Source organism: Aquimixticola soesokkakensis, assembly GCF_900172375.1.
Lineage (GTDB): Bacteria > Pseudomonadota > Alphaproteobacteria > Rhodobacterales > Rhodobacteraceae > Aquimixticola > Aquimixticola soesokkakensis.
This window is the reverse complement of sequence record NZ_FWFS01000009.1, coordinates 75356-96487: the sequence shown is the minus strand read 5'-3', so window position 1 is coordinate 96487 and position 21132 is coordinate 75356. Positions and strand designations below refer to the sequence as shown.

Sequence of the window (21132 nt, the reverse complement as noted above, 5' to 3'; positions counted from 1 at the left end):
TGCGCGCCAAACACCCCAAAGCTCACAAAGGGCAGACCCATGACACAAACCCTCGCCCCCGCAGGCAGCCGCCGCGCGAAAGCCCAGGAAACGGACATCGCAAGCACCGCCCAAGTCCCGCTGGATGCAACAGAAATTTCCCTTTTGCGCGCCCTGCGCCACGGGGCAAAGGGGCGCGCCGAACTGGCGCAGGAAACGGGGTGGTCGCGCAATACGGTCGCCGCCAAACTCAACCGTTTGATCGACAGCGACTGGGTCAGCGCGGGCGATGCAACACAGGCCGAACGCGGGCGTCCCTCGGCGCGCTACGGGCTCAACCCGCAAGCGGCTCTCACGCTGGTTGCCCGTTTTGAAGGCGGTTTTCTGGAAGGCACGCTGTGCACGCTCACGGGCGATCAGATCGCCACCGGCCATCAGCCCCTTACCGCAGGCTACGATCCGACCCAGTCGCTTGCCGATCTGCGCGGGTTGCGCGACACCTTGCAAGCCCTGCCCGAGGCGACAGGGCCGATCCGCGCCTGTGTGCTGGTGGTGCCCGGGCCTGTGTCGGGCAACGGCCACACGGTGCCATGGTCGCAGGTCGGCGAATTGCCCGCCGATCTGGACGCGGCGCTGGACATGCGCATCGCGGTGGAAAACGACGCAAACCTCATGGCGCTGGGGGCGATTGGCGAACATCCGCAGGCCGAAAGCCTGCTCTATGTGCTGGTGCAAACGGGCATCGGCGCGGGGCTGGCCTTTGGCGGGCAGCGCGGCGCGGGCGCGCATGTGCATCGTGGTCTGGGCGGCTGGTCGGGCGAGGTCGGCCATATTCCGGTGCGCGCGGCAGGCGATCGGCCCTGCATCTGCGGCGCGCGCGGCTGTCTGGCGAGCGTGGCCTCCCACGTGGCGCTGCTCAAGGCGCTCTCCACCCCCGACCGGATTTTGACCACCACACAGGAGCTGCAAGACCTTGTGGCGCAGGGCAATATCGACGCCATCGTGGCCCTGCGAGACGCAGGGCGCACGATTGGCGAGGCGCTGGTGGGGCTGGTCACGGGGCTTGCGCCCGAGGTGATTTGCCTTGGCGGCCCGCTGGTGGAAAGCAGCGACCACATCAGCGCGGGCGTGCGCGAAAGCCTGAACCAGCGCACGCCGCCTGCCCTGTCCCAACAGCTGACCGTGCTGGCGGGGCGCGATCACGGCGACCTTGCGCGGCGCGGCGCGGTGGATCGCGCCTTTGACCTGCTCCTGCCGCCCGCCGCCCAGCCCTAGGCCAGCCTTAGCCAGCCCTAGGCGCGCAAACCCTCAGCCACCGGGCGGCGCAACACCCCCCAGGCGGGCAAAAGCGCCAGCAGGCTGACACCACATAAAAATCCCAGCGCCAGATGCACTTCGGACCAGCCAAGCGTTGCCGTGACCACTACATCCGTGCGCGCCGTGACAACCAGCGACAGAACCTGCGCCGCCCCGGCCCCCAAAATCACGCCCGCCACCGTGCCTGCCAGCAAAAGGCTGGTCGCATAGGTCCAGATCACCGCCACGACAAAGCGGTTGGGCGCCCCGAGCGCGCGCAGCATCGCGACCTGACGGCGAAACAATCGCATCAGGATGAACAGGCCCGACAGGACGGCGGCCGCAACCAGCCCCTGGCTGACGAGCGACATCACCGACATCGCTTGGCGCAAATCCCCCATCACGCCGTAAAGCTGCGCCAGCACCGTGCCGGGAAAAAAACCCATCGCCTCACCATCGCGCGAAAACTGGGATTTCAGCGCGTAATTGGCCCAGAGTTCACTGGTATGGACAACGATGGCCGGGGTTCCGGGGAAATAAGCCGGATCAAAGGGCGGGCCGATGGGATGCGCCGCCGGCGCGCGCGCGGCGTGGTCTTCATCCTGCGCATGCGCGTGGGTCTCGTGGTCGTCGTGCGCCGCCGCAGGGGCGTGGCCATTGGCCAGACCGTGCACCTCCCAGACGGCTTCGATCGGCACCAAAATCGCATGGTCCCACGGCGTGCCGGTGCGCGCCATTTGGCCCACAACCTCGAAATGCACGCCCGCATGGGCATGGCTGTCTTCCTCCAGCGCGACGCTGCCATGGGCGGGGGAAAATTCTGCGCCAATCTCAAGGGGCACCAGCGCCCCGATCACCGCCTCGGTCTCTGCGCCAAACACACGCCCCTCGATCCTGTCATCGCTGAGATAGGTCAAAAAATCCGCGATCGTGCCCACGACGGGCGCGCCCTCAAAGCTATCGCCAAAGGCCAAAGGGGCCGCGATATCAACATTTTGCGCCTTTGCCACCTCGTCATAAAGCGCGCCCGAGACCAGCGCCACATCCGAGGGCTGCAAGAATACCGAGGCCAGCAACAGCGACAGTTGCGATCCCGGCGCGCCGATCACAAGGTCGAATTTATCCGCCGCCTGCGCCATGCCCGCGCGCAGCGCCCGCTCTTGGGCGATCAGCGCGATGCCCATCGCGACCGACACCGCGATCAGCACCACGAACACCAGATTTGTACCCCAAAAGCGGCGCAGCATGGCGCGCACCAGGGGCAGCGGCGCAAAGCCGCGCCACAGCGCGGTCGCAATCAGCCCCAAAGGCAGGAAAAGCGCGCAGGCGACCAGCGCGTCCTGCGCAAGGTTCGGCACTCTGGCCCAAAGATCAAACATGCGCGTCCCCTGCGACAATCTTTCCGTTTTCCAGCCGGATCACGCGATCCATCCGCGCCAGAAGCGCCTCGTCGTGGCTGACCGTGATCAAGGTTGCGCCCCCGCTGCGGCTGAGCGCCACCAAATCGTCGCCCAGTTTTTCCGCCGCCGCGCGGTGCAGGCTGGCGGTGGGTTCATCGGCCAAAAGGATCAGGGCATCGCTGGCCAGCGCGCGGGCCACGCCGACACGCTGACGCTCGCCGCCCGAAAAACTGGCGACGCTGCGCGCGGTTTGGGGCACCGAAAGGTCGCGCAAAATGGCCCCGGCTTTGCTGCGCGGCTTTGCGCGCTCACCGCGGGGGCGAAACCATGCGCCAAGACCCGCGTTATCCAACGCAGAAAGTTCGTCAAACAACAAAAAGTCCTGAAATATCATACCCGTGTAGCGCGCGCGAAAGGCGGCACTTTGGGAAGGCGTCATCGCCTGCACATCGTGCTCACCCCAAAGAATTTGCCCCGAGGTGGCGCGGCGCAGGCCGCTCAGCGCGTGCAAAAGCGTGGATTTCCCCGCCCCCGAAGGCCCGCAGATGCCAAGGCTTTTGCCTGCGCGCACCGACAGGTCAGCAACATCCAGCAACACCCGCCCCGCGGGATCGTGCATCACAAGGCCGTTGATCGACAGATCCAGCGGCAAGGCCGCTGCCTCAGCTGCGCGCATAGCGGGCGTCCTCAAGGCGGATGATGCTCCAGAAACCGGTTTCGGGGTCGATGAATTCGGACAGGCGCAACACGCCGCGCGCCTCGATCGGGACGTTGAAAGGGATCACATCGACCCTGCGTTTGGAATAGACGGGCAGGATCGTGTCGGGCCATTCAACGCCGGGTTCGCAAAACGGACAGGTTGCCATGGGCATTTTGGTCAGCACGAAAAACGCGGCATCGGCCTTGAGCGGCGGCGCCATAAAACCCGAAATGGCGATGCGCGTGCCGTCCAGCGCGCGGGCCCGGGGCGACAGCACGGCCCCCTTGTCATAGAGGTCGCGGATTTTCAGCGGCGCATCGCCGGCCTGGGGCGCCGCTTGTGCTGCGGTGATCAAAAACGGCGTGCTCAGGCCTGCCCCCAAAAGCGCAAGCGGGCTCTGGCCAAGGAAAGAACGGCGGGTCAACATCATCGGCCCCTTTCAAATATCGATGGAACGGGAAAGGGAGGCCACGCGCGGCGGCCTCCCCCAAACTCTATCGCAAGGCGCAGGCTTATTCGCCCGCGTTTACAGCGTAATCCATGACGTGGAAGATGTAGTTCTGCTCGACGGTGCCATCAAAGAGATGCGCCCAGGGGCCTTTGGCATAGAGCGCCACATCCACACCCGAATGGCTTTCGCTGTCTTTGGGGATCAGCACCTGTTGGGTGTAGTCGATGTCCTGGGCCTGTTCCTGAGTCAGGTCGGGACGCCCATCGGGCGCGGCAAACGTGCCGTCTTCCTGTTCGACCAGAACCGAGGAGGCCCCGTTCAAATAGCCCACAACCGTGTAGGGTTTGCCATCGGCGGCAAGCACCGGCTCGTCGGTATGCAGGATGCCGGTCTGGGCCACATCAAAGCACAGACCGTCAATCGGCGTGCCGCGACCGCAATAGCCGTTCATCGCGATGGCGTGCTCGTGGTCGGCCGTGACGATGATCAGCGTGTCGGCATCATCGGTCATCTCATCGGCCATGGCCACAGCATCGGCAAAGGCTTTGCCGTCGATCATGGCGCGTTTGGCGTTGGTGGCGTGGTTGGCGTGGTCAACGCGACCCGATTCAACTTCAAGGTAGAAGCCGTTTTCGTTGGTCGAGAGCAGTTCGATCGCCCGTTTGGTCATATCGGCAAGCGAGGGCTCGGTCTCGGCGCGATCCGCTTCATAGGCGGCGTGGCTGTCGGCGATGAGACCAAGCACGGGCTTGGACCCGTCGAGCGCGTCCAGCTCGGCCTTGTCGGCGATGATGTCGATGCCTGCCTCGCGGGCCATTTCCACAAGGTTCACACCGTCGGCGCGACCGCCCTGACCACCGTTCGGGGTCTCGGTGCCTTCGGGAACGAAGTAGCGCGCGCCGCCGCCCAACGCCACGTCGAGCGTGCCGGCTTTCATCGCGTCAACCAATTGGGACGCAATGTCTTTTTGGGCGGTGCAGCCTTCGGGCACGGCGTCTTCCCAGTTGCGGTTGGCGGTTTTCGCGTAGACAGCCGCCGGGGTCGCATGGGTCAGACGGGCGGAGGTGACGGCGCCCACGGATTTGCCCGCTTGGGTCATCAGTTCCGAGAACAGCGTCAATTCGTTGCCAGCCACGGTCGAGCAATCGTCGTGAACGGCGTTCTCTCCGAGGTTGATCAGGTTGAAACGCTGTTTCACACCGGTGTTCATCGCGCCGGCGGTGGGGGCGGAATCGGGGGTCTGGGCGTTGATGTTGTAGGTTTTCACCAGCGCCAGTTCGGGGAAGGCTTCGAAAGGCTGAACGTAGTCGTCGCCCATGCCGCCCTCTTGTTGACCGGCCCACATGCGGTTCATGTAGTTCGATGCCACGCCGTTGCCGTCGGCCACGAACAAGATCACGTTCAGCGCGCGGCCGGTGTTGGCCTGTTTGGCCAGCATGGTTTCGATGGTGGCTTGGCCATCGGTGAACCAAGTGCTGCCGGCTTGCGGCAGATCTTGGGCAAAAGCGGTGGATGCGGTGGCCAGCGCCAGCACGGAAGCTGTGAAAAGCTTGTTCATTCTATCCCTCACGGTGTTCGCTTATTTTTAAGCAGGTGTTTACCTGAGGCACCGATTAGGCGGGATGGCCGACAGTTCTGCGACAGTCGGATGAAGGTTTTGTAACGCCGCTTACGCTTGCTCGACCGTGACCTGCGGCCGCGTGCCGCCCAGATTTTCAAAGGCCATCTGTCGGCAGGAAAACACCAGAATTTGCTGGTTTTGGGCCACCCGCGTGAGGGCTGTGAACATTTTGACGATGCGCGCATCGTCGGAAAACACCAAAGCATCATCCAGCACGATCGGCATGTGCAGCCCCTGGCGCGCAAACAGCCGCGCAAAGGCCAGCCGCGTCAGAATGGCGATCTGTTCGCGCGTGCCGCCCGACAGATCCTCCAGCCCCTCCTCGGTTGCGCCACGCCTCAGCCCCGCCGGCAAAAGACTGTCGCTGTCGAACTGCAACGAGGCCTCGCGGTGCAGGATCGCCAGCAGCGGCTTGAGTTCTTCCTGCACGGGGCCAAAATAGGTCTCGCGCGCGGCTTGGCGTTCGGCCTCAAGCGCATCGCGCAACCGCGTGAGCGCCCCGGCTTGGGCCGCAAAGCGCGCCACATCGGCGCGCGCCGCCTCAAGCTGCCCCGCCACCTCGTCGCGCCGCTCCTCGATCCCGCCGCCCGCCAGCGTCTGGATCATCGCCGTCAATGCCGCGTGCTGCTCGCCCAGATCGCGGCTTTGGCGCGCGGCCTCGGCCACAACCTGTTCGCAGCGCGCAAATTCCGCCTCGGCGGTCGCAAGGTCGGGGGCCGAGGCGCGCAGGTCGGCGTCAGCGGCCTGCGCCACGCGCAATTCCTCAGCCGCCTCGGCCTGTGCCTGCAACAGCGCCGCGCGCCGATCCGCCACGTCCTCGGGCGGCCCTGCCTGGCCTTGGGCGCGCGCCAGAGAGTCCTGTGCGACCTGCAGGGTGGCCTCTGCGCTGATCGCCGTTTCGCGCGCCTGACTGTGGTCGGCCTGTGCGCCGCTTGCGTCACGGCGCGCGCTGGCCTCTTCGCCCTCCAATCGGGTGACGGTGGCGCGCAGCGCGTCGATGCTCTCGTCCGGTATGTCCGTCTCTTGAGGACTGTCTGTGTCTTGGGGACTGTCTGTCTGCGAAGCTCGCGGCGCGCGCGCCGCGGTGGCGCGCAGATCGACGGCGGCCTTGGCGGCCTGCAACGCCTCTAGTCCCTCAGGCGCCAGCGTCACCAGCACCGCGCGTGCAAGCTCCACAGCCGCGGCATCCTCCTGACGGGCAGTCGCGCGCGCGCGTGCTTCGACGATCGTCTGCACCCCCACCTGCGCCAAAAGCGCCTCCAGATCCGCCTGTACCTGGCGCAAGCGCTCCGGCGCATCGCCGCTGGGCGCAGGCGCATGGACTTCAAGCGCCCCGATGCCCTCGAGCGTCAGAACCTGCGTGCCGCTCACCGTCACGTCACGGTCCGCCGCCAAAACCTGCCCGTCCAGCAAAACCCGCCCCGAGTCGCCCGCCCCGTCGCCCCGCCCGTCGCCTCCCCCGTCCTGTCCCGCGTAGGACAGGCGCAGGGTGGTGGTCTGCGCGGCCACCTGCCCGGCAAGCTGCGTGACCTCGCGCGCCTGCGCCTCGACCTGCGACAGCCACGCAGCGGTTGCCCCGCAGGCATTCACCCGTGCAAGCGCAGTGTCGCGCAGGGATATCTGGGCCTGTGCCTTGGTGATCTGATCGCCCAACTGGCGCGCCTCGCCTTGGGCCGCGCGCGCATCCGCCTGCCCATGGGCCACATCCAACCGCTGGCGCGCCTGTGCAAGGCGCGTCCGGGCCGCTTCCAAAACCGCTGCCGCCTCTGCGTGACGGGCCTTGTGATCGCGGACCTGCCTGTCCGCAGCGCGGGCTTGTCCGCTGGCGGCCTCTTGGGCCTTTTGCGCCTCATCCAGAGTCGTTTGCGCCAGCAAAAAGCCCTGAAGGCTTTGATCGGCCCCCGTTGCGGCGAGCTGCGCGAGCTTGAGCGCCTGCGCCGCCTGCGCCACTTTTCCCGCATGGGCCTGCGCCACCTCGAGATCGCGGCGCGCCGCCTCGAGCGCCTGCGCGCGCAGCGCTGTTGCCTGAGGATCCGCGAGGCGCTGCAACGTGGCCCTTGCCGCCTTGCGCGCGCCCAGCGCCTCTTCCAGATCGGTGACTTGCGACTCCAGCGCGGCGTGATCCGTTTCCAAGGTCGTCGCCAGATCCAGCGCCGCTTTGAACGCACCGGTGGGCCGTCCGGTTTTCGTGTGCAGCACGCCAAGCTCTTCGGCCACGCGCCGCATCACGCGGTCCATGCGCCGCCCACCGGTCATCGTGTCGATTTCCCCCGCCACCGAGGACAGCAGATCGCGCCGCGTCTCGGTCATCGCCGCCCTGTCCTTGGGGGTTTCGGCCTCAAGGCCCAAGACCCCTTGGCGCACCCACAACAGTCCCGCGGGCCCCTCGCCCCCGCCCCCGCTCTGGGCCTTGCCCGCGCCAAGCATCTGGGAAATCCAGCGCTCCGCCTCGTCGTCCTGCGCCACCACGGCCATGTCGGACAGGCGGATGATGCGCGCGGATTTGCGCGACAGGAACCGTTTCTCAACCCGAAACCTCCCCGTTTGCGTCGCAATATCCGCCGCGACTTCCACCGCGCCGCCCCCATAGGGCTGAAGCGATTTTACCGGCTTGGCCGAGGAGCCGTATTTTTCGAAAAACAGCGCGTAGATCCCATCGAAAAAGGTGGATTTTCCAAATTCATTGGCTTGCGACACCACGGTGATCCCGTCGCCGATGCCGCTGATCGTGGCGGTTTTTCCGGCAAATTTGCGCACGTTGGTGAGCTGCAGGGACAATAGTTTCATCTTACGTCTCCATCGCAAAGCTGAACAGCAGCGACAGGGCCGCTTCGGCCTCGGCGCACGCCTCTTGGCTATGTGCGGGGTCTTGCGCCGCATCCGCCAGCGTCTGCGCGGCCGCGCGCAGCGCGCCGTGGCTGTCGAGAACATCCAGATCAGCAGTGTCGGGCAACAACCCCAGCGCCGAAAAATCGGCGCGGTGCCACAGGAAATCGGGGGCAATCTGCGCCACCGCCTGTTCCAGAGCGACCCGTTGGGGCGCGCGGATACGGCCCGACAGACGCAGGTCCATCAAGACCTGTGCCCGCTGCGCCAAAGGTGGCATCAGCGCCGCCAGTGCCGCCAGAGCATCCGCATGGCCGGTGACATCAAAATCGCAGCGCAGCCAGTTGATTTTACTTGTGCAAACGGGGGTAATCCTGGGCAGGGCGGCGTTGCTTTCGACCGTCACGACCAAGGCCACAGGCGCGTGGCTATGTTTGAAACCGTCGCTTTCCGGCGCGCCCGAATAGGCACTGCGCGCCCCGACCTCAAGTTGCCCGTGCCAGTCGCCCAGCGCCAGATAGGCCAGCCCCGCGCGCGCCGCGCGGTCGGGCGCGATGACCGAAGAACCGCCTTCCTCGGAGCTGTCAAAATCCGTCACCGACCCATGCGCCAAGCCGATGCGGATCGCCGTCCCCGTGTCCGCGCCGTCAAACCAGTCGGTCAGATCCCGTCCCGGATGGCGTTCGAAAGGCGGGGCAGGCAGAACCACGACATCCTGCGCCAGCGCAATCGGCGACGGGGCATCGGCAACGATCACATTGTCGGGTTTGTCGCGCGCGATTTGCGCCCAGAGTTCGGTCGCATTGGCGTGGTCGTGGTTGCCCGGCATCACCACCCAGATCACATCCTTTTGCGCACGCATCTGGTTGAGCGCCTGACGGATCACCTTTGGCGCGGGGGTCGTTTGGTCAAAGGTATCCCCCGCCAGCAGGATATGCCCTGCGCCATGCGCGCGCGCGACCTCTGCCAATGTGGCCAGCGTATCGGCGCGGGCCTGACGCAGGCGCACCCGCACATCTTCGGGAAAGCGGCCAAAGGGTTTGCCCAGATGCAGGTCGGAAGAATGGACGAAGGTAAACGCTTGCGGCACTGGTAGGCTCCCCTGCACGGTCGGTGTCGCGCCAACTTGCCGCCTTGCGCCGCGATTGGCCAGAGCCGATGCGCCCGTCAGGCGAACCGTTTGGCGCCCGCCACGCAGGCCACCGTAAACCCGGTGACCGCCACCATCCCGAGCGCGACGGTTTCCCCCAGCACCAGCGCCGACAGCAACAGACCAAAGAAGGGCTGCAAGAGTTGCAACTGCCCCACGCCCGCAATCCCCCCCAGGGCCAGGCCGCGATACCAGAACACAAATCCGATCAGCATCGAAAAGACCGACACATAGCCAAGACCGGCCCAAACGGGGGCGGGCAGCCCTGCCAGCGTGTCAGGGCGCGTTACAAGGGCGAGCACCAGCATCGGCGCGGCCGCCACGATCAAGGCCCAGCAGATCACCTGCCAGCCTCCCAAGCGGCGCGACAGGGTCGCCCCTTCGGCATATCCCAGACCACAGACCGCAATCGCCGCCAGCATATAGGCATCGCCCAGCAGGCTTGCCCCGCCGCCACGCGCCTGCCACAGGGCAAAGCCTGCGACCGACAGGCTTCCCATCAGGGAAAACAGCCAAAAGGCAGCGCGGGGGCGCTCGCCGCCCCGCAGCACCCCGAACAGTGCCGTCGACAGGGGCAAAAGCCCGATAAAGACCACCGAATGCGCCGCGTCGATCTGTTGCAACGCCAGCGCCGTGAGCAGCGGAAACCCCGCCACAACGCCCAGCGCCACGATGACGAGCGAGGCAGCATCCCGCCGCGCAGGCATGGGCTGGCGCAGCAAAAGCAAAAGGGCCGCCGCGATCAGGGCGGCGATCACCGCCCGCGCACCCGTCAAGAACAGCGGTGTCAGCTGCGAGACGGCAAGGCGGGTCGCAGGCAGGGACCCGCTAAAGATCAACATGCCGATCAGCCCCGCACCCCAGCCGCTTGTCCGCGCGCTTTGGCGCGACATCTGGCGCAGGCCTGTGCTGCGCAATCCGGTAAAACTCTGCATGGGGCCTCTTTTTTCTTTGGGTAGGGAATGTTTTCTTGTGGGTAGCGGCTTGGGGCTGGTGGCAACAGATACAAACCCATACAATTTCACCAAACTGTACCGAGACAATCACCCATACAGTTTACCCCGCTGACGCCCAAGGACCCTGCCCCATGCCCGAAACCGCGCCCGAAACTGTACCCGACGCTGCGCTTCAACCATCGCAAAGCCGCACCCGGCGCGTGATGGATCATGTCACACAGCTGATCGCGCGCCGCGAACTTGAGGCAGGCGAAAAGCTGCCCTCGATCCGGCGCTGTGCGGCGGCGCTGTCGGTGTCGCCCTCTACGGTGGTCGAGGCCTATGACCGTCTCGTGGCGCAGGGAGTGATCTATGCGCGGCGCGGCGCGGGGTTCTTTGTCAGCGATACCGCCGCCCTGCGCCCGCGCAGCCTGCCCCAGATCGATACGGCGCGCGCACGCGACATCGATCCCCTCTGGGTCTCGCGCCAGTCGCTGGACGCGGATGTTGCGGCGCATAAACCCGGCTGCGGGTGGCTGCCCGCCGACTGGATGCCCACAGAGGCCATGCGCCGTGCCTTGCGCGGACTGGCGCGCGCCGACGATCCGCTGTTGGCCTATTACGGCAGTGCCAAAGGCGAGGTCGCGCTGCGCAACCTGTTGTCGCGCCGCTTTGCCACACAGGGGCTGGCGGCCGAGCCTGCGCAAATTCTGCTTACCGCCTCGGGCAGTCAGGCGATCGACCTGATCTGTCGCCTGTTGCTATCGCAAGGCGACACCGTGCTGGTGGACGATCCGTGCTATTTCAACTTTCAGGCGCTGTTGCGGGCGCATCGCATTAAACTGGTTTCGGTGCCCTACACCCCCGAGGGACCGGATATCGCGGCCTTCGAGGCGGCGCTCAAGACCCATCGCCCGCGCCTCTACATCACCAATAGCGCGCTGCACAATCCCACGGGGGCGACGATGAGCGCACAGGTTGCCCACCGCGTGCTCAGCCTTGCCAGCGCCCATGATCTGACGGTGATCGAGGACGATATCTTCGCAGAGTTCGAACCCGACCTCTCCCCGCGCCTTGCCGCGCTGGACGGGCTACAGCGGGTGATCCGCATCGGCTCGTTTTCCAAAACCCTTTCGGCCTCGGCGCGCTGCGGGTTTATCGCGGCCCATCCCGACTGGATCGAGGCTTTGGTCGACCTGCAGGTGGCCACCAATTTTGGCGGCCCCTCTCCGCTTGTGGTCGCGCTGATCGACAGTGTGTTGAGCGATGGCAGCTACCACAAACACATGGAGGCGCTGCGCCTGCGCCTTGCCAAGCGCCGCCGCGAGGTGGCGCGCAAGCTGTCGGGGCGCGGTATCGTGCCTTGGGTCCAGCCGCGCGGCGGGTTTTATTTGTGGTGCGAGCTGCCCGACGGGGTGGACGCCGCCGAGGTTGCCCGCCACGCATTGGCGCGCGATCTGGTGCTGGCCCCGGGCAATGTGTTCAGCGCCGCGCAAAACAAGGCAGGGTTCATGCGGTTCAACGTCAGCCAGATGGGCACGCCCGAGGGGTTCGCGCGCCTTGGCGAGGCCTTGCAGGCCGCGCGCCCCTGAGGGGCCCCTCACCGCGGTTTTTACGACAGGGCCGCCTTCAATGAGGGCGGAGCGGAGGTTTTGTTGCGCAGGTCCAGCGAGGTCACCAGATCCAAGAGGTGGCTTTTCATCAGATCTTCCGCGCGTGCGCCGTCCTGATCGGCAAAGGCCGAAATCAGCGCATCATGGGCGTGGCTTTCACAGATCGCCGCGCGCCGCTGCCAATACAGCGCGATGATCAGCGACGAGCGCGAAATCAACTGGGTGATAAAGGCGGCAATCGTGTCCTGATCGGCGATCCGGGCGATGTCGATGTGGAACTGCCCCGACAGATACAGCGCCCGCCCGTAATCGCCGTCATGCAGGGCCGCATGTTCAGCGTCGATATGGGCCTGAAGCGCGGCGATATGCGCCGGGGTCATGCGCTGCGCCGCAGACCGCGCGGTTCGCGGCTCCAGCAGCGCGCGCGCCTCGAAGACCTCGCGGGCTTCGCGCACGGTCGGCTGTGCCACAAAGGCTCCGCGGTTGCGCCGGTGTTCGACCAGCCGCAGATGGGTAAGCTGTTGCAGGGCCGCGCGCACGGTGGTGCGGCTGACCCCGTAAATATCGCCCAGCTCGTCCTCGCCCAGTTTCGTTCCCGGTGCGAGGCGATGTTCGTGAATCGCCAGTTCCAATTTGGCAAACAACAGGTCGGCTGTCAGCGGCCCGCCCGGGTCCGCCTGGGCGCGCGTGGCATCATCGGGGGAAATCGGCAACTCGGTCATAATCGGTCCTTTCTCCCTACCCTTGGATTCGCGGCGCAAGAGAGGCAAGCGCAATGGTCTGCGGGGGCTGTCTTCAATGTTGTATACAATTTTGTGCGCAAAAAATGAAAACTTCCCTCACGGGATGCTCAAATTTTCCTCATCCCGTGGTTTGCCCCGTCTGCGCGCACGACAAACACTGGTCGCCCGCCCTGTTCATGACGTGAGCATAAGACAGAGCCGCGCCCCAAAGCCACAAGGCAGGAGCGCAGCGCAGCATCAACCAAGGAGCGGATATGGGCGGTGGATACGATCTTGAACTTGTCAATCTGACCAAGAAATACGGCACTACTCTGGCGGTGGACCACATCAACTACCGCTTTGCGCCGGGCAGCTATGTCTGTCTGCTTGGTCCGTCGGGCTGTGGCAAATCCTCGACACTGCGCATGATCGCGGGGCATGAAACCGTGTCGGACGGCTCGGTCGTTCTGGACGGGTTCGATGTTTCCGCCCTTGCGCCCGCCAAGCGCGGCACGGCGATGATGTTTCAAAACTACGCGCTGTTTCCCCATTTGAGCGTGCGCGACAACGTGGCGTTTTCGCTGCGGATGAAAGGCATCGACAAGGCCGCGCGCCACGCCCGCGCCAACACGCTGCTCGAACTGGTGGATATGACACGCTACGCGGATCGCCTGCCCGCGCAGCTGTCGGGCGGGCAACAACAGCGCGTGGCCCTGGCGCGCGCGCTGGTCACAGAGCCCAAGGTTCTGCTGCTGGACGAGCCGCTTTCGGCGCTTGATCCGTTCTTGCGCATCCGCATGCGCGCCGAGCTCAAGCGCATCCAGCGCGAGCTTGGCATCACCTTCATCCATGTCACCCACGGTCAGGACGAAGCCTTGGCACTGGGGGATGCGCTGGTGGTGATGAACAATGCGGTGATCGAACAGGCCGGCCCCGCCCGCGAGGTATGGTCGGCCCCCAAAACCGAATTCGTCGCGCGGTTCATGGGCGGGCACAACGTGATCTCGCTTGACGGTCACAAAGTCGCCCTGCGCGCCGATGAGGTGCAGCTGCGCGCCAGCGGCCTGCCTGCGCAGGTGACATCGGTTGAGTACCAAGGCGGCCATGTTGCGGTCACAAGCCACACGAACGCCGGTGAAGACGTGCTTGCGCTCGTTCCCGAAGCGGCGTTTTTCGACAACCCGAAAAACCCGGGCGATGCGGTGATGCTCGCTTGGGATGAGGGACGGGTTCACCGTCTCCAATCATAAAAACCACCCTTCCAACACCATAAAACTGTTTTCCAACAAGGGACTTTGTCATGACTAAAATGCGTTACAGCCGTCGCGCTGTGCTTAAGGGCGGCGCGGCTGCCGCTGCCGCTTCTGCCTTTCCCGCCCCCATGGTCTGGGCGCAGGAGATCAAGGATATCACCCTGCGCCAGTTCGGCACGGGCGTGTCCAACCTCAACGATGTGGCCACCAAAGTGAAAGAGGATTTGGGCTTTAACCTGGCGATGACGGCGCTTGATTCCGATAGCGTCACCCAGCGCGCAGCCACCCAGCCCGATAGTTTCGACATTGCCGATATCGAATACTGGATCTGCAAAAAAGTCTGGCCGACGGGCAATTTGCAGGCGATGGATGTAAGCCGGATTGCCAATTTCGATAAAATCTCGCCCATCTTTACCACCGGAAAACTGACCCCCGACAGCACCATCGCCCAAGGCACCGCCCCCTCTACGGTGGGCTTTATCCCCGAGCCGGGCGCGACGGAGTTTGCCGATGAGGTCACCAACTGGATGACGCTGATCCCGACGATTTACAACGCCGACACGCTGGGCATCCGCCCCGACCTGATCGGGCGCCCGATTGACAGCTGGGCCGAATTGTTGAACCCCGAATTCAAGGGCAAAGCGTCGATCCTTGATATCTCCTCGATCGGGATCATGGATATGGCGATGGTCTGCGAGGCGATGGGTGAAATCACCTATGGCGACAAGGGCAACATGACCCCCGAAGAGATCGACAAGACCTTTGCGATCTTCACTGAAGCCAAAAAAGCCGGACAGTTCCGTGCCTTCTGGAAATCTTTTGACGAAAGCGTCAACCTGATGGCTTCGGGCGAAGTGGTCATCCAGTCGATGTGGTCGCCCGCCATTACAGCGGTGAAATCGCGCGGGATCGACTGCGTCTACCAGCCGCTCAAAGAGGGCTATCGTTCCTGGGGCGGCGGTCTGGGCCTGTCGAAATCCCTCACCGGCATGGAACTGGATGCCGCCTACGAATACATCAACTGGTATCTGTCGGGCTGGGTCGGCGGCTATCTGATGCGCCAGGGCTACTACTCGGCGGTGCCGCAAACCTCCAAGGATTTCATGTCCGAGAACGAATGGGGCTATTGGTACGAAGGCAAGGCCGCAACGGGCGACATCGTCAGCCCCACGGGCGACAAGCTTGCAGCGGCGGGCGACGTGCGCGATGGCGGCTCCTACGAGGATCGCATGGGCGCTGTGGCCTGCTGGAACTCCGTCATGGATGAAAACCAGTACATGGTGCGCAAGTGGAACGAATTCATCGCGTCCTAAGCGCGGCGTAACGGCGGGCGGGGGGCTGTTGTGGCCCCTCGCCCTATACGCCCGCCCTGTGTGCCTGCCCTGTGTGCCTGCCCTCTAGGCCTGTCCTATGCGCCTGCCCTGCACGACCGGCCAGCGCGCTCCCCCCTTTTTTTTCCGCTTTTTCCTGTGAGGTTTGATGTTTAAATCCCGTGATCTCATCGCCTATGCTCAGGCCGCGCCCCTCGGGTTGGTATTGCTGTGCTTCCTTGTGGCGCCGATCATCATGATCGTGATTGTCAGCTTCTGGGGGGCGACCGAATTTTCGATCTACCCTGCGTTCCAGTTTGACAACTACGCCTTTCTGTTCGGCTCGCCCGTGACCTACAAGGTGTTCCTTGCCACTTTCAAATACGCTTTCATCACCTGGGCCTTCACCCTTGGGATCGGCTTTACGGTTGCCTATTTTCTGGCGTTCTACGTGCGCACACAGGCCATGCAGACGGTGCTGTTCCTGCTGTGCACCATCCCGTTTCTGACCTCCAACATCATTCGCATGATTTCGTGGATTCCCTTTCTGGGGCGCAACGGAATTGCCAACCAGACGCTGATGTCATGGGGCGTTATCGACGCGCCGCTGGAATGGCTGCTCTATTCCGATTTCTCCGTCATTCTGGCCTTTGTGCATCTCTACACGCTGTTCATGGTGGTGCCGATTTTCAACACGATGATGCGCATCGACACATCCCTGATCGAAGCGGCCTACGACAATGGCGCAACGGCGCTGCAAACGCTGTGGCATGTGATCGTGCCCCTGACCAAGCCCGGAATCATGATCGGAACGATTTTCGTGGTCACGCTGGTGATGGGGGATTTCATCACCGTGCGCTTCATGTCGGGCAGTCAGAAAGCCAATGTGGGTCGCCTGATTTCCAACGATATTTCCCTGCTGCAATACCCCTCGGCGGCGGCAACGGCCGTGGTGCTTTTGTGCACGGTGCTGCTGGTCATCGCGGTGCTCTTGCGCTTCGTCAACATCCGAAAGGAGCTTTAAGATGGAAACGCGGTCGCGCGCCTTTTACCTGCTGGCGGGATTTTTCACGCTGTTCTTGATCTTTCTCTACGGTCCAACCCTCACCATCGGCATCCTGTCGTTTCAGGGGCCACGCGGTGGGCTGACCTTTCCGATGAATGGTGTCTCGACCCATTGGTTTGCGGAACTTTTCCAGCAACAGGCGGTCGGCGACATCTGGGGCGCATTTCGCCGCTCCTTTGCGCTGGGTCTGATGGTGATGGTCTCCACGCTGTTTGTCGCCGTCACCGCCGGTCTGGCGTTTCGCAAGAAATTCACCGGCTCGGGGGTGTTGTTCTATCTTGCGATTACCTCGCTGGTGATCCCCTCGATCCTGATTTCGCTGGGGGTGGGGCTGATTTTCAACCAACTCGGCCTCAAGGTGCATTGGGCAACCTCGGGTTTTGGCAGCCAGCTGACCTGGACCCTGCCCTTTGGCCTGTTGATCATGTTTGCCGTCTTCAACCGCTTTGACAAATCCTTCGAAGAAGCGGCCCGCGACCAAGGCGCAACCCCGTGGCAAACCATCCGCTTTGTGATCCTGCCAATCATCGCGCCGTCACTGATCGGGGTCGGCCTGTTCGGCTTTACCCTGTCCTACGACGAATTCGCGCGCACCCTGCTGACGGCAGGCAGCTACAACACGCTGCCGCTGGAAATCTTCGGCATGACCACCAACGTGACAACGCCGGTGATCTACGCGCTTGGCACGCTTACCACCCTGTTTTCGCTCGGGATCATCGTGGTGTTTTTGCTGCTGGTCTGGGGCATGGGCCGCAGACGGGCGCGCCGGGGATCCGACGCGGGTCAGGGGCTGTGATGCGGCTGGTCTATGTCAATCCCAACGCGACCCAAGCCATGACCGATGGCATCGTCGCCGCCGCGCGCCGCGCCGCACCCCAGGCGCAGATCAGCGGGCGCACCAACCGCGCCGCGCCCCCGGCGATCCAGGGCCCCGAGGACGGCGAAAGCGCCCTGCCCGGATTGCTTGGCGAGGTCACAGCGGCGGCAAATGACGGTGCAGATGCGATCGTCATCGCCTGTTTCGACGACACCGGACTGGCACAGGCGCGCGCCGCCGTGACCTGCCCCGTGCTGGGCATTGGCCAAGCGGCCTACACGATGGCCAGCCTGTTGGGCCTGCGGTTTTGCGTTGTCACGTCGCTGCCGGTTTCCGTGCCCGTTATTGCGCAAAATATTGCCGACTCCGGCTTTGCGGGGCTGTGTGAGGGGGTGCGTGCCAGCGGTTTGCCCGTGCTCGAAATCGACGCAGGATCGCCGCGGACCCGCGCCCATCTGGCGCGCGCCATAAGCGAGGCGGCGCGCGATGCGGGGGCCGTTATTTTGGGCTGTGCGGGCATGTCGCCCCTGGCTGAGGACCTGCGCGCCCGCACAGGGGTGACGCTGATTGACGGCGTTGCGGCCTCGGCCCGTCTTGCCATGGCTACCGTGCAGCCCGCCTGAGGCACCTTTTTCCCGCTGCTGACGCGAAATCATCCGCTTGCCAGTTCGGGGCGGTCTGCGGGGCAGTCTTCGGGCGCGTGCCCCCCGGCCTGCCCCCCGGCCTGCCCCCCGGCCTGCCCCCCCCAAGCGTGACCCCCAGATTTTCCGCCACGGTTTCGCATCCCCTGCCACGGTGAAGGGCGTCGGGGCGCATCCGGTTCCCAAATGGCGCGCAGGGCGATAGGCTTGCGGGCGGGAGAGAGCGAATCGAGACAGGATTTGCTCATGCGACGGCTGCGGGAGAATATCTATTTCAACTTTCCTGCAACGCAGCGCTGTTTTAGCCGATACGCCTATACCGCCACGTCCCTTTAGTCATTTCGACTAAGGCAATGCGTGTACCTTCACGCCATATGAAACATAAAAACGATCAGGGAAGTCTTATGAAACACACGACAGTTCTGGGCGCATTCGGTGCGCTGGCCCTCATTGGCACCACCTTTGCGACACCGGCTGCGGCCGATAAACTTGATGATGTTCTGGGTTCGGGCACGCTGCGCTGCGCGGTTGTGCTGGACTTTCCGCCGATGGGCTACCGCGATGCGGATAACAACCCAGCGGGCATGGATGTCGACATCTGCACGGACCTTGCCGAACGGATGGGCGTTGAACCCGAAATCGTCGGCGTCACCTGGGCCGAGCGTATTCCCTCGCTGATTTCGGGCCGCACGGATGTCGCCATTGCCTCCTCCTCGGATTCGCTGGAGCGCGCGCAAACCGTTGGCTTCTCGATCCCCTACATGGTGTTCCAGTTCCAGTCGCTGCTGCCCGCCGACAGCGAGATCACCGAATGGGACGATCTGGCAGATGCCAATGTCGGCGTGGCCGTCGGCACCACCTACGAGACCGAACTCTCGGACTACAAAGACGCCAACTGGCCCGATGGCAAAGGTAAAATCACCACCTTCCAGGCGGAAAACGACACCTATCTTGCCGTGTCCCAAGGCCGCGTCGAAGCGGGGATTGCCACCGATACCGCCATCGCCAACATCCTGTCCTCCGACAGCTTCAGCGGCCTCAAAGCCGGTCCCGTGGCCCCCTTTGGTGCGGATATCGTCGGTTTCATGACCCAGCGCAGCGAATACGGCTGGATCAACTACCTCAACCTCTACATCAACCACGCCTATCGTGACGGCACCCTCGCGGGCCTCTACGAGACCCATATCGGCGGCGAAATGCCCGATCTCACGACCTTTGGCGTCTACTACTAAGCCTCCAAAACTTCCCCAACGGCGACGACAGGCCCGGTCCTGTCGTCGCTTCTTTTGAGAGGTCAGATTGATGGATTATCAATTCCACTGGCGCCCCGTCATCCAGGCGCTGCCCGATCTGCTGAAAGCCTCGCTGGTCACGCTTGAGGTCTCGCTGATCGCCATGGCACTGGGGCTTATGTTCGGGCTGGTGCTGTATTTCTGCCGCGCGAGTTCCCTGCGCCTGCTGCGCGGCTTTGGCTCGACCTGGGTTGAAATTGCGCGCAACACCCCCTCGCTGTTCCAGATTTTCGTCTTTTACTGGGGCTTGGGGGAATTCGGCATTTTCCTCAGCTCCTTTACGGCCGTTGTCGCCGCGTTGACCTTCAACTGCGCAGGCTACATGGCCGAAACCTATCGCGGCGGCTTTAATGCCGTTCCCGCCGGTCAGGACAAGGCCGCGCGCACGCTGGGTATGACCAAGCTGCAATCCCTGCGCTATGTCGTGCTTCCGCAGGTGCTGCGCGCCATTTACGGACCGATGACCAATCAGTTCACATGGGTCATTCTGGCTTCGTCTCTTGGCATGCTGGCGGGCCTGCGCGAATTGTCGGGGGAGACGCAGTATTTCAACTCGCGCACCTTCCGCACCTTTGAATTTTTCGCCGCCACCGCCGTGATCTACTATCTGATTGCCAAAATTGCGCTGATCCTGATGCGCCTTTTGGGACGGCCCCTCTTCAGGGCAGAAAGGGCGCGCCCATGACCCAGGTCTTTACAACCCTCCAGTGGAGCGATCTGTGGTTTCTGCTGGAAGGCGCTTGGAAAACCATCCAGATTTCGGTGGTTTCCATCCTGATCGGCACGCTGCTGGGCATGGTTTTCGGCTGGCTGATGTCGCTCAAAAACCGCGCGCTGACCTTTGGGGTCATGGCGGTGCTTGATGTGTTTCGCTCCGTGCCGCTGCTCATCCAGCTGATCCTCTTTGACAGCTTTATCGCCATCGCAGGGTTTCCGATGCCTGCCTTTTGGTCGGGCACTATCGTGCTGATCATCTACACCGCCTCGCTCGTTGCGGTTGTGGTGCAATCGGGGATCGAGGCCGTGCCTGTGGGCCTGCGCAATGCCGCGCGCTGCCTTGGCCTGAGCTATTGGCAGGAAATGCGCCACGTCACCGCCCCCGTGGGGCTGCGCACCGCCTTTCCGTCGTGGCTGGGCGTTGCGCTGGCGACGATCAAGGATTCCGCGCTGGTCTCGGCCATCGGCTATGTCGAATTGCTGCGTGCCTCGCAAATCCTCAACACCCGCACGCAGGAGTCGGTCAAAATCATGCTGATCGTCGGCCTGATCTACTTCGCCATCTCCTATCCGCTGTCGCGCATGGGCGCGCGCTACGAACAGAGGCAAAAATCATGATCGTTCTTGAAAACCTGCGTAAATCCTTTGGCGAGCTGGAGGTGCTGAAAGGCATCAACCTGACGGTGGACAACGGCGAAGTCGTCTCCCTCATCGGTGCGTCCGGCTCGGGGAAATCCACGCTGCTCTACTGCATCAACGCGCTCGAAAGCATCCATGCGGGCAAGGTCACCGTGGATGGCATCGACGTGCATGCCAAGGGCACCGACATCAACAAGCTGCGCCAGAAACTGGGCACGGTGTTCCAGCAGTGGAATTCCTTTCCCCATCTCACAGCGCTTGAAAACGTGGCACTGGCACCGCGCGTCGTGACGAAAAAATCCCGCAAAGAAGCACAGGAGATTGCCGAAAAGCAATTGGTGCATGTGGGCTTGGGCGACAAGCTGAACCACTACCCCTCGCAACTTTCCGGTGGCCAGCAACAGCGTCTGGCGATTGCGCGTGCGCTGGCGATGGAACCCAAATACATGCTGTTTGACGAGGCGACATCGGCGCTTGATCCCGAGCTGGTCGGGGAAGTTCTGGACATCATGCGCCTGCTGGCCTCCGAGGGCATGACGATGATCGTCGTCACCCACGAAATGAGCTTTGCGCGCGATGTGTCTGATCGCGTTGCCTTTTTCAAGCAAGGCGTTCTGGCCGAAATCGGCCCGCCCGAGCAGGTGATGACCAATCCCCAAGACCCCGACCTGCAGCGTTTCCTGTCCACCATCGGCTAGGCGCTG

The 21132-nt window shown here is 63.6% G+C and carries 19 protein-coding genes; 11 read left to right on the top strand and 8 right to left on the bottom strand.

Translation table 11 applies throughout. From position 1 onward, the window contains the following. Positions 1-39 precede the first annotated feature (39 nt). Complete coding sequence (locus AQS8620_RS12270) at positions 40-1254, top strand: ROK family transcriptional regulator (RefSeq protein WP_085837198.1); 1215 nt, start codon at positions 40-42, stop codon at positions 1252-1254. A gap of 17 nt (positions 1255-1271) precedes the next feature. Here AQS8620_RS12270 and AQS8620_RS12265 read toward each other — a convergent pair whose 3' ends face one another. The 7 genes from AQS8620_RS12265 to AQS8620_RS12235 form a co-directional block, all read right to left on the bottom strand. Next, entirely contained in the window at positions 1272-2654 is a 1383-nt protein-coding gene (locus AQS8620_RS12265; protein WP_085837197.1) for an ABC transporter permease, read from the bottom strand. Next, a complete protein-coding gene (locus tag AQS8620_RS12260) occupies positions 2647-3351 on the bottom strand; it encodes an ABC transporter ATP-binding protein (RefSeq protein ID WP_200809628.1) in 705 nt (234 codons plus the stop codon). Before AQS8620_RS12260 ends, AQS8620_RS12265 begins: the two co-directional genes overlap by 8 nt. Beyond that, positions 3338-3802: a hypothetical protein gene (locus tag AQS8620_RS12255; protein WP_085837302.1), complete on the bottom strand. Its 465-nt coding sequence runs from the start codon at positions 3800-3802 to the stop codon at positions 3338-3340. The genes AQS8620_RS12260 and AQS8620_RS12255 overlap by 14 nt, the downstream gene beginning before the upstream one ends. 85 nt (positions 3803-3887) lie before the next feature. Then, complete coding sequence (locus AQS8620_RS12250; RefSeq protein ID WP_085837196.1) at positions 3888-5384, bottom strand: alkaline phosphatase; 1497 nt, start codon at positions 5382-5384, stop codon at positions 3888-3890. Positions 5385-5495: 111 nt separating this feature from the next. After that, entirely contained in the window at positions 5496-8234 is a 2739-nt protein-coding gene (locus AQS8620_RS12245) for an AAA family ATPase (protein ID WP_085837195.1), read from the bottom strand. A 1-nt stretch (position 8235) separates the two neighbouring features. Further along, the gene (locus AQS8620_RS12240; RefSeq protein WP_085837194.1) at positions 8236-9363 is read right to left on the bottom strand and encodes a metallophosphoesterase family protein; all 1128 of its coding nucleotides are present in this window, start codon (positions 9361-9363) and stop codon (positions 8236-8238) included. 77 nt (positions 9364-9440) lie between these two features. Continuing rightward, positions 9441-10358 carry a DMT family transporter gene (locus tag AQS8620_RS12235; RefSeq protein ID WP_234990477.1) on the bottom strand — a complete coding sequence of 306 codons (918 nt, stop codon included), beginning with the start codon at positions 10356-10358 and terminating at the stop codon, positions 9441-9443. 152 nt (positions 10359-10510) lie between these two features. Between AQS8620_RS12235 and AQS8620_RS12230 the strand changes: the two genes are divergently transcribed. Further along, on the top strand, positions 10511-11950 hold the full coding sequence (locus AQS8620_RS12230) for an aminotransferase-like domain-containing protein (RefSeq protein WP_200809627.1): 1440 nt from the start codon (positions 10511-10513) through the stop codon (positions 11948-11950). A 20-nt stretch (positions 11951-11970) separates the two neighbouring features. Here AQS8620_RS12230 and AQS8620_RS12225 read toward each other — a convergent pair whose 3' ends face one another. After that, entirely contained in the window at positions 11971-12693 is a 723-nt protein-coding gene (locus AQS8620_RS12225; RefSeq protein ID WP_085837193.1) for a GntR family transcriptional regulator, read from the bottom strand. A gap of 275 nt (positions 12694-12968) precedes the next feature. On the opposite strand from AQS8620_RS12225, the gene AQS8620_RS12220 reads away from it, so the two are divergent. From AQS8620_RS12220 to AQS8620_RS12180, 9 genes are all read left to right on the top strand, one after another. After that, positions 12969-13943: an ABC transporter ATP-binding protein gene (locus AQS8620_RS12220; RefSeq protein WP_085837192.1), complete on the top strand. Its 975-nt coding sequence runs from the start codon at positions 12969-12971 to the stop codon at positions 13941-13943. Positions 13944-13993: 50 nt separating this feature from the next. Further along, a complete protein-coding gene (locus AQS8620_RS12215; RefSeq protein WP_085837191.1) occupies positions 13994-15259 on the top strand; it encodes an ABC transporter substrate-binding protein in 1266 nt (421 codons plus the stop codon). Positions 15260-15425: 166 nt separating this feature from the next. Further along, positions 15426-16280 (top strand): ABC transporter permease, encoded by an 855-nt coding sequence (locus AQS8620_RS12210; RefSeq protein ID WP_085837190.1) that lies wholly within the window; start codon positions 15426-15428, stop codon positions 16278-16280. Between the two features lies 1 nt (position 16281). Then, on the top strand, positions 16282-17118 hold the full coding sequence (locus tag AQS8620_RS12205) for an ABC transporter permease (RefSeq protein ID WP_085837189.1): 837 nt from the start codon (positions 16282-16284) through the stop codon (positions 17116-17118). Beyond that, positions 17118-17762: an aspartate/glutamate racemase family protein gene (locus tag AQS8620_RS12200; RefSeq protein WP_085837188.1), complete on the top strand. Its 645-nt coding sequence runs from the start codon at positions 17118-17120 to the stop codon at positions 17760-17762. Before AQS8620_RS12205 ends, AQS8620_RS12200 begins: the two co-directional genes overlap by 1 nt. A gap of 422 nt (positions 17763-18184) precedes the next feature. Next, entirely contained in the window at positions 18185-19012 is an 828-nt protein-coding gene (locus tag AQS8620_RS12195) for a transporter substrate-binding domain-containing protein (protein ID WP_085837299.1), read from the top strand. Between the two features lie 70 nt (positions 19013-19082). Beyond that, on the top strand, positions 19083-19757 hold the full coding sequence (locus tag AQS8620_RS12190) for an amino acid ABC transporter permease (RefSeq protein ID WP_085837187.1): 675 nt from the start codon (positions 19083-19085) through the stop codon (positions 19755-19757). After that, positions 19754-20407: an amino acid ABC transporter permease gene (locus tag AQS8620_RS12185; RefSeq protein ID WP_085837186.1), complete on the top strand. Its 654-nt coding sequence runs from the start codon at positions 19754-19756 to the stop codon at positions 20405-20407. Before AQS8620_RS12190 ends, AQS8620_RS12185 begins: the two co-directional genes overlap by 4 nt. Continuing rightward, positions 20404-21126 (top strand): amino acid ABC transporter ATP-binding protein, encoded by a 723-nt coding sequence (locus tag AQS8620_RS12180; protein WP_085837185.1) that lies wholly within the window; start codon positions 20404-20406, stop codon positions 21124-21126. The genes AQS8620_RS12185 and AQS8620_RS12180 overlap by 4 nt, the downstream gene beginning before the upstream one ends. Positions 21127-21132: the final 6 nt, after the last annotated feature.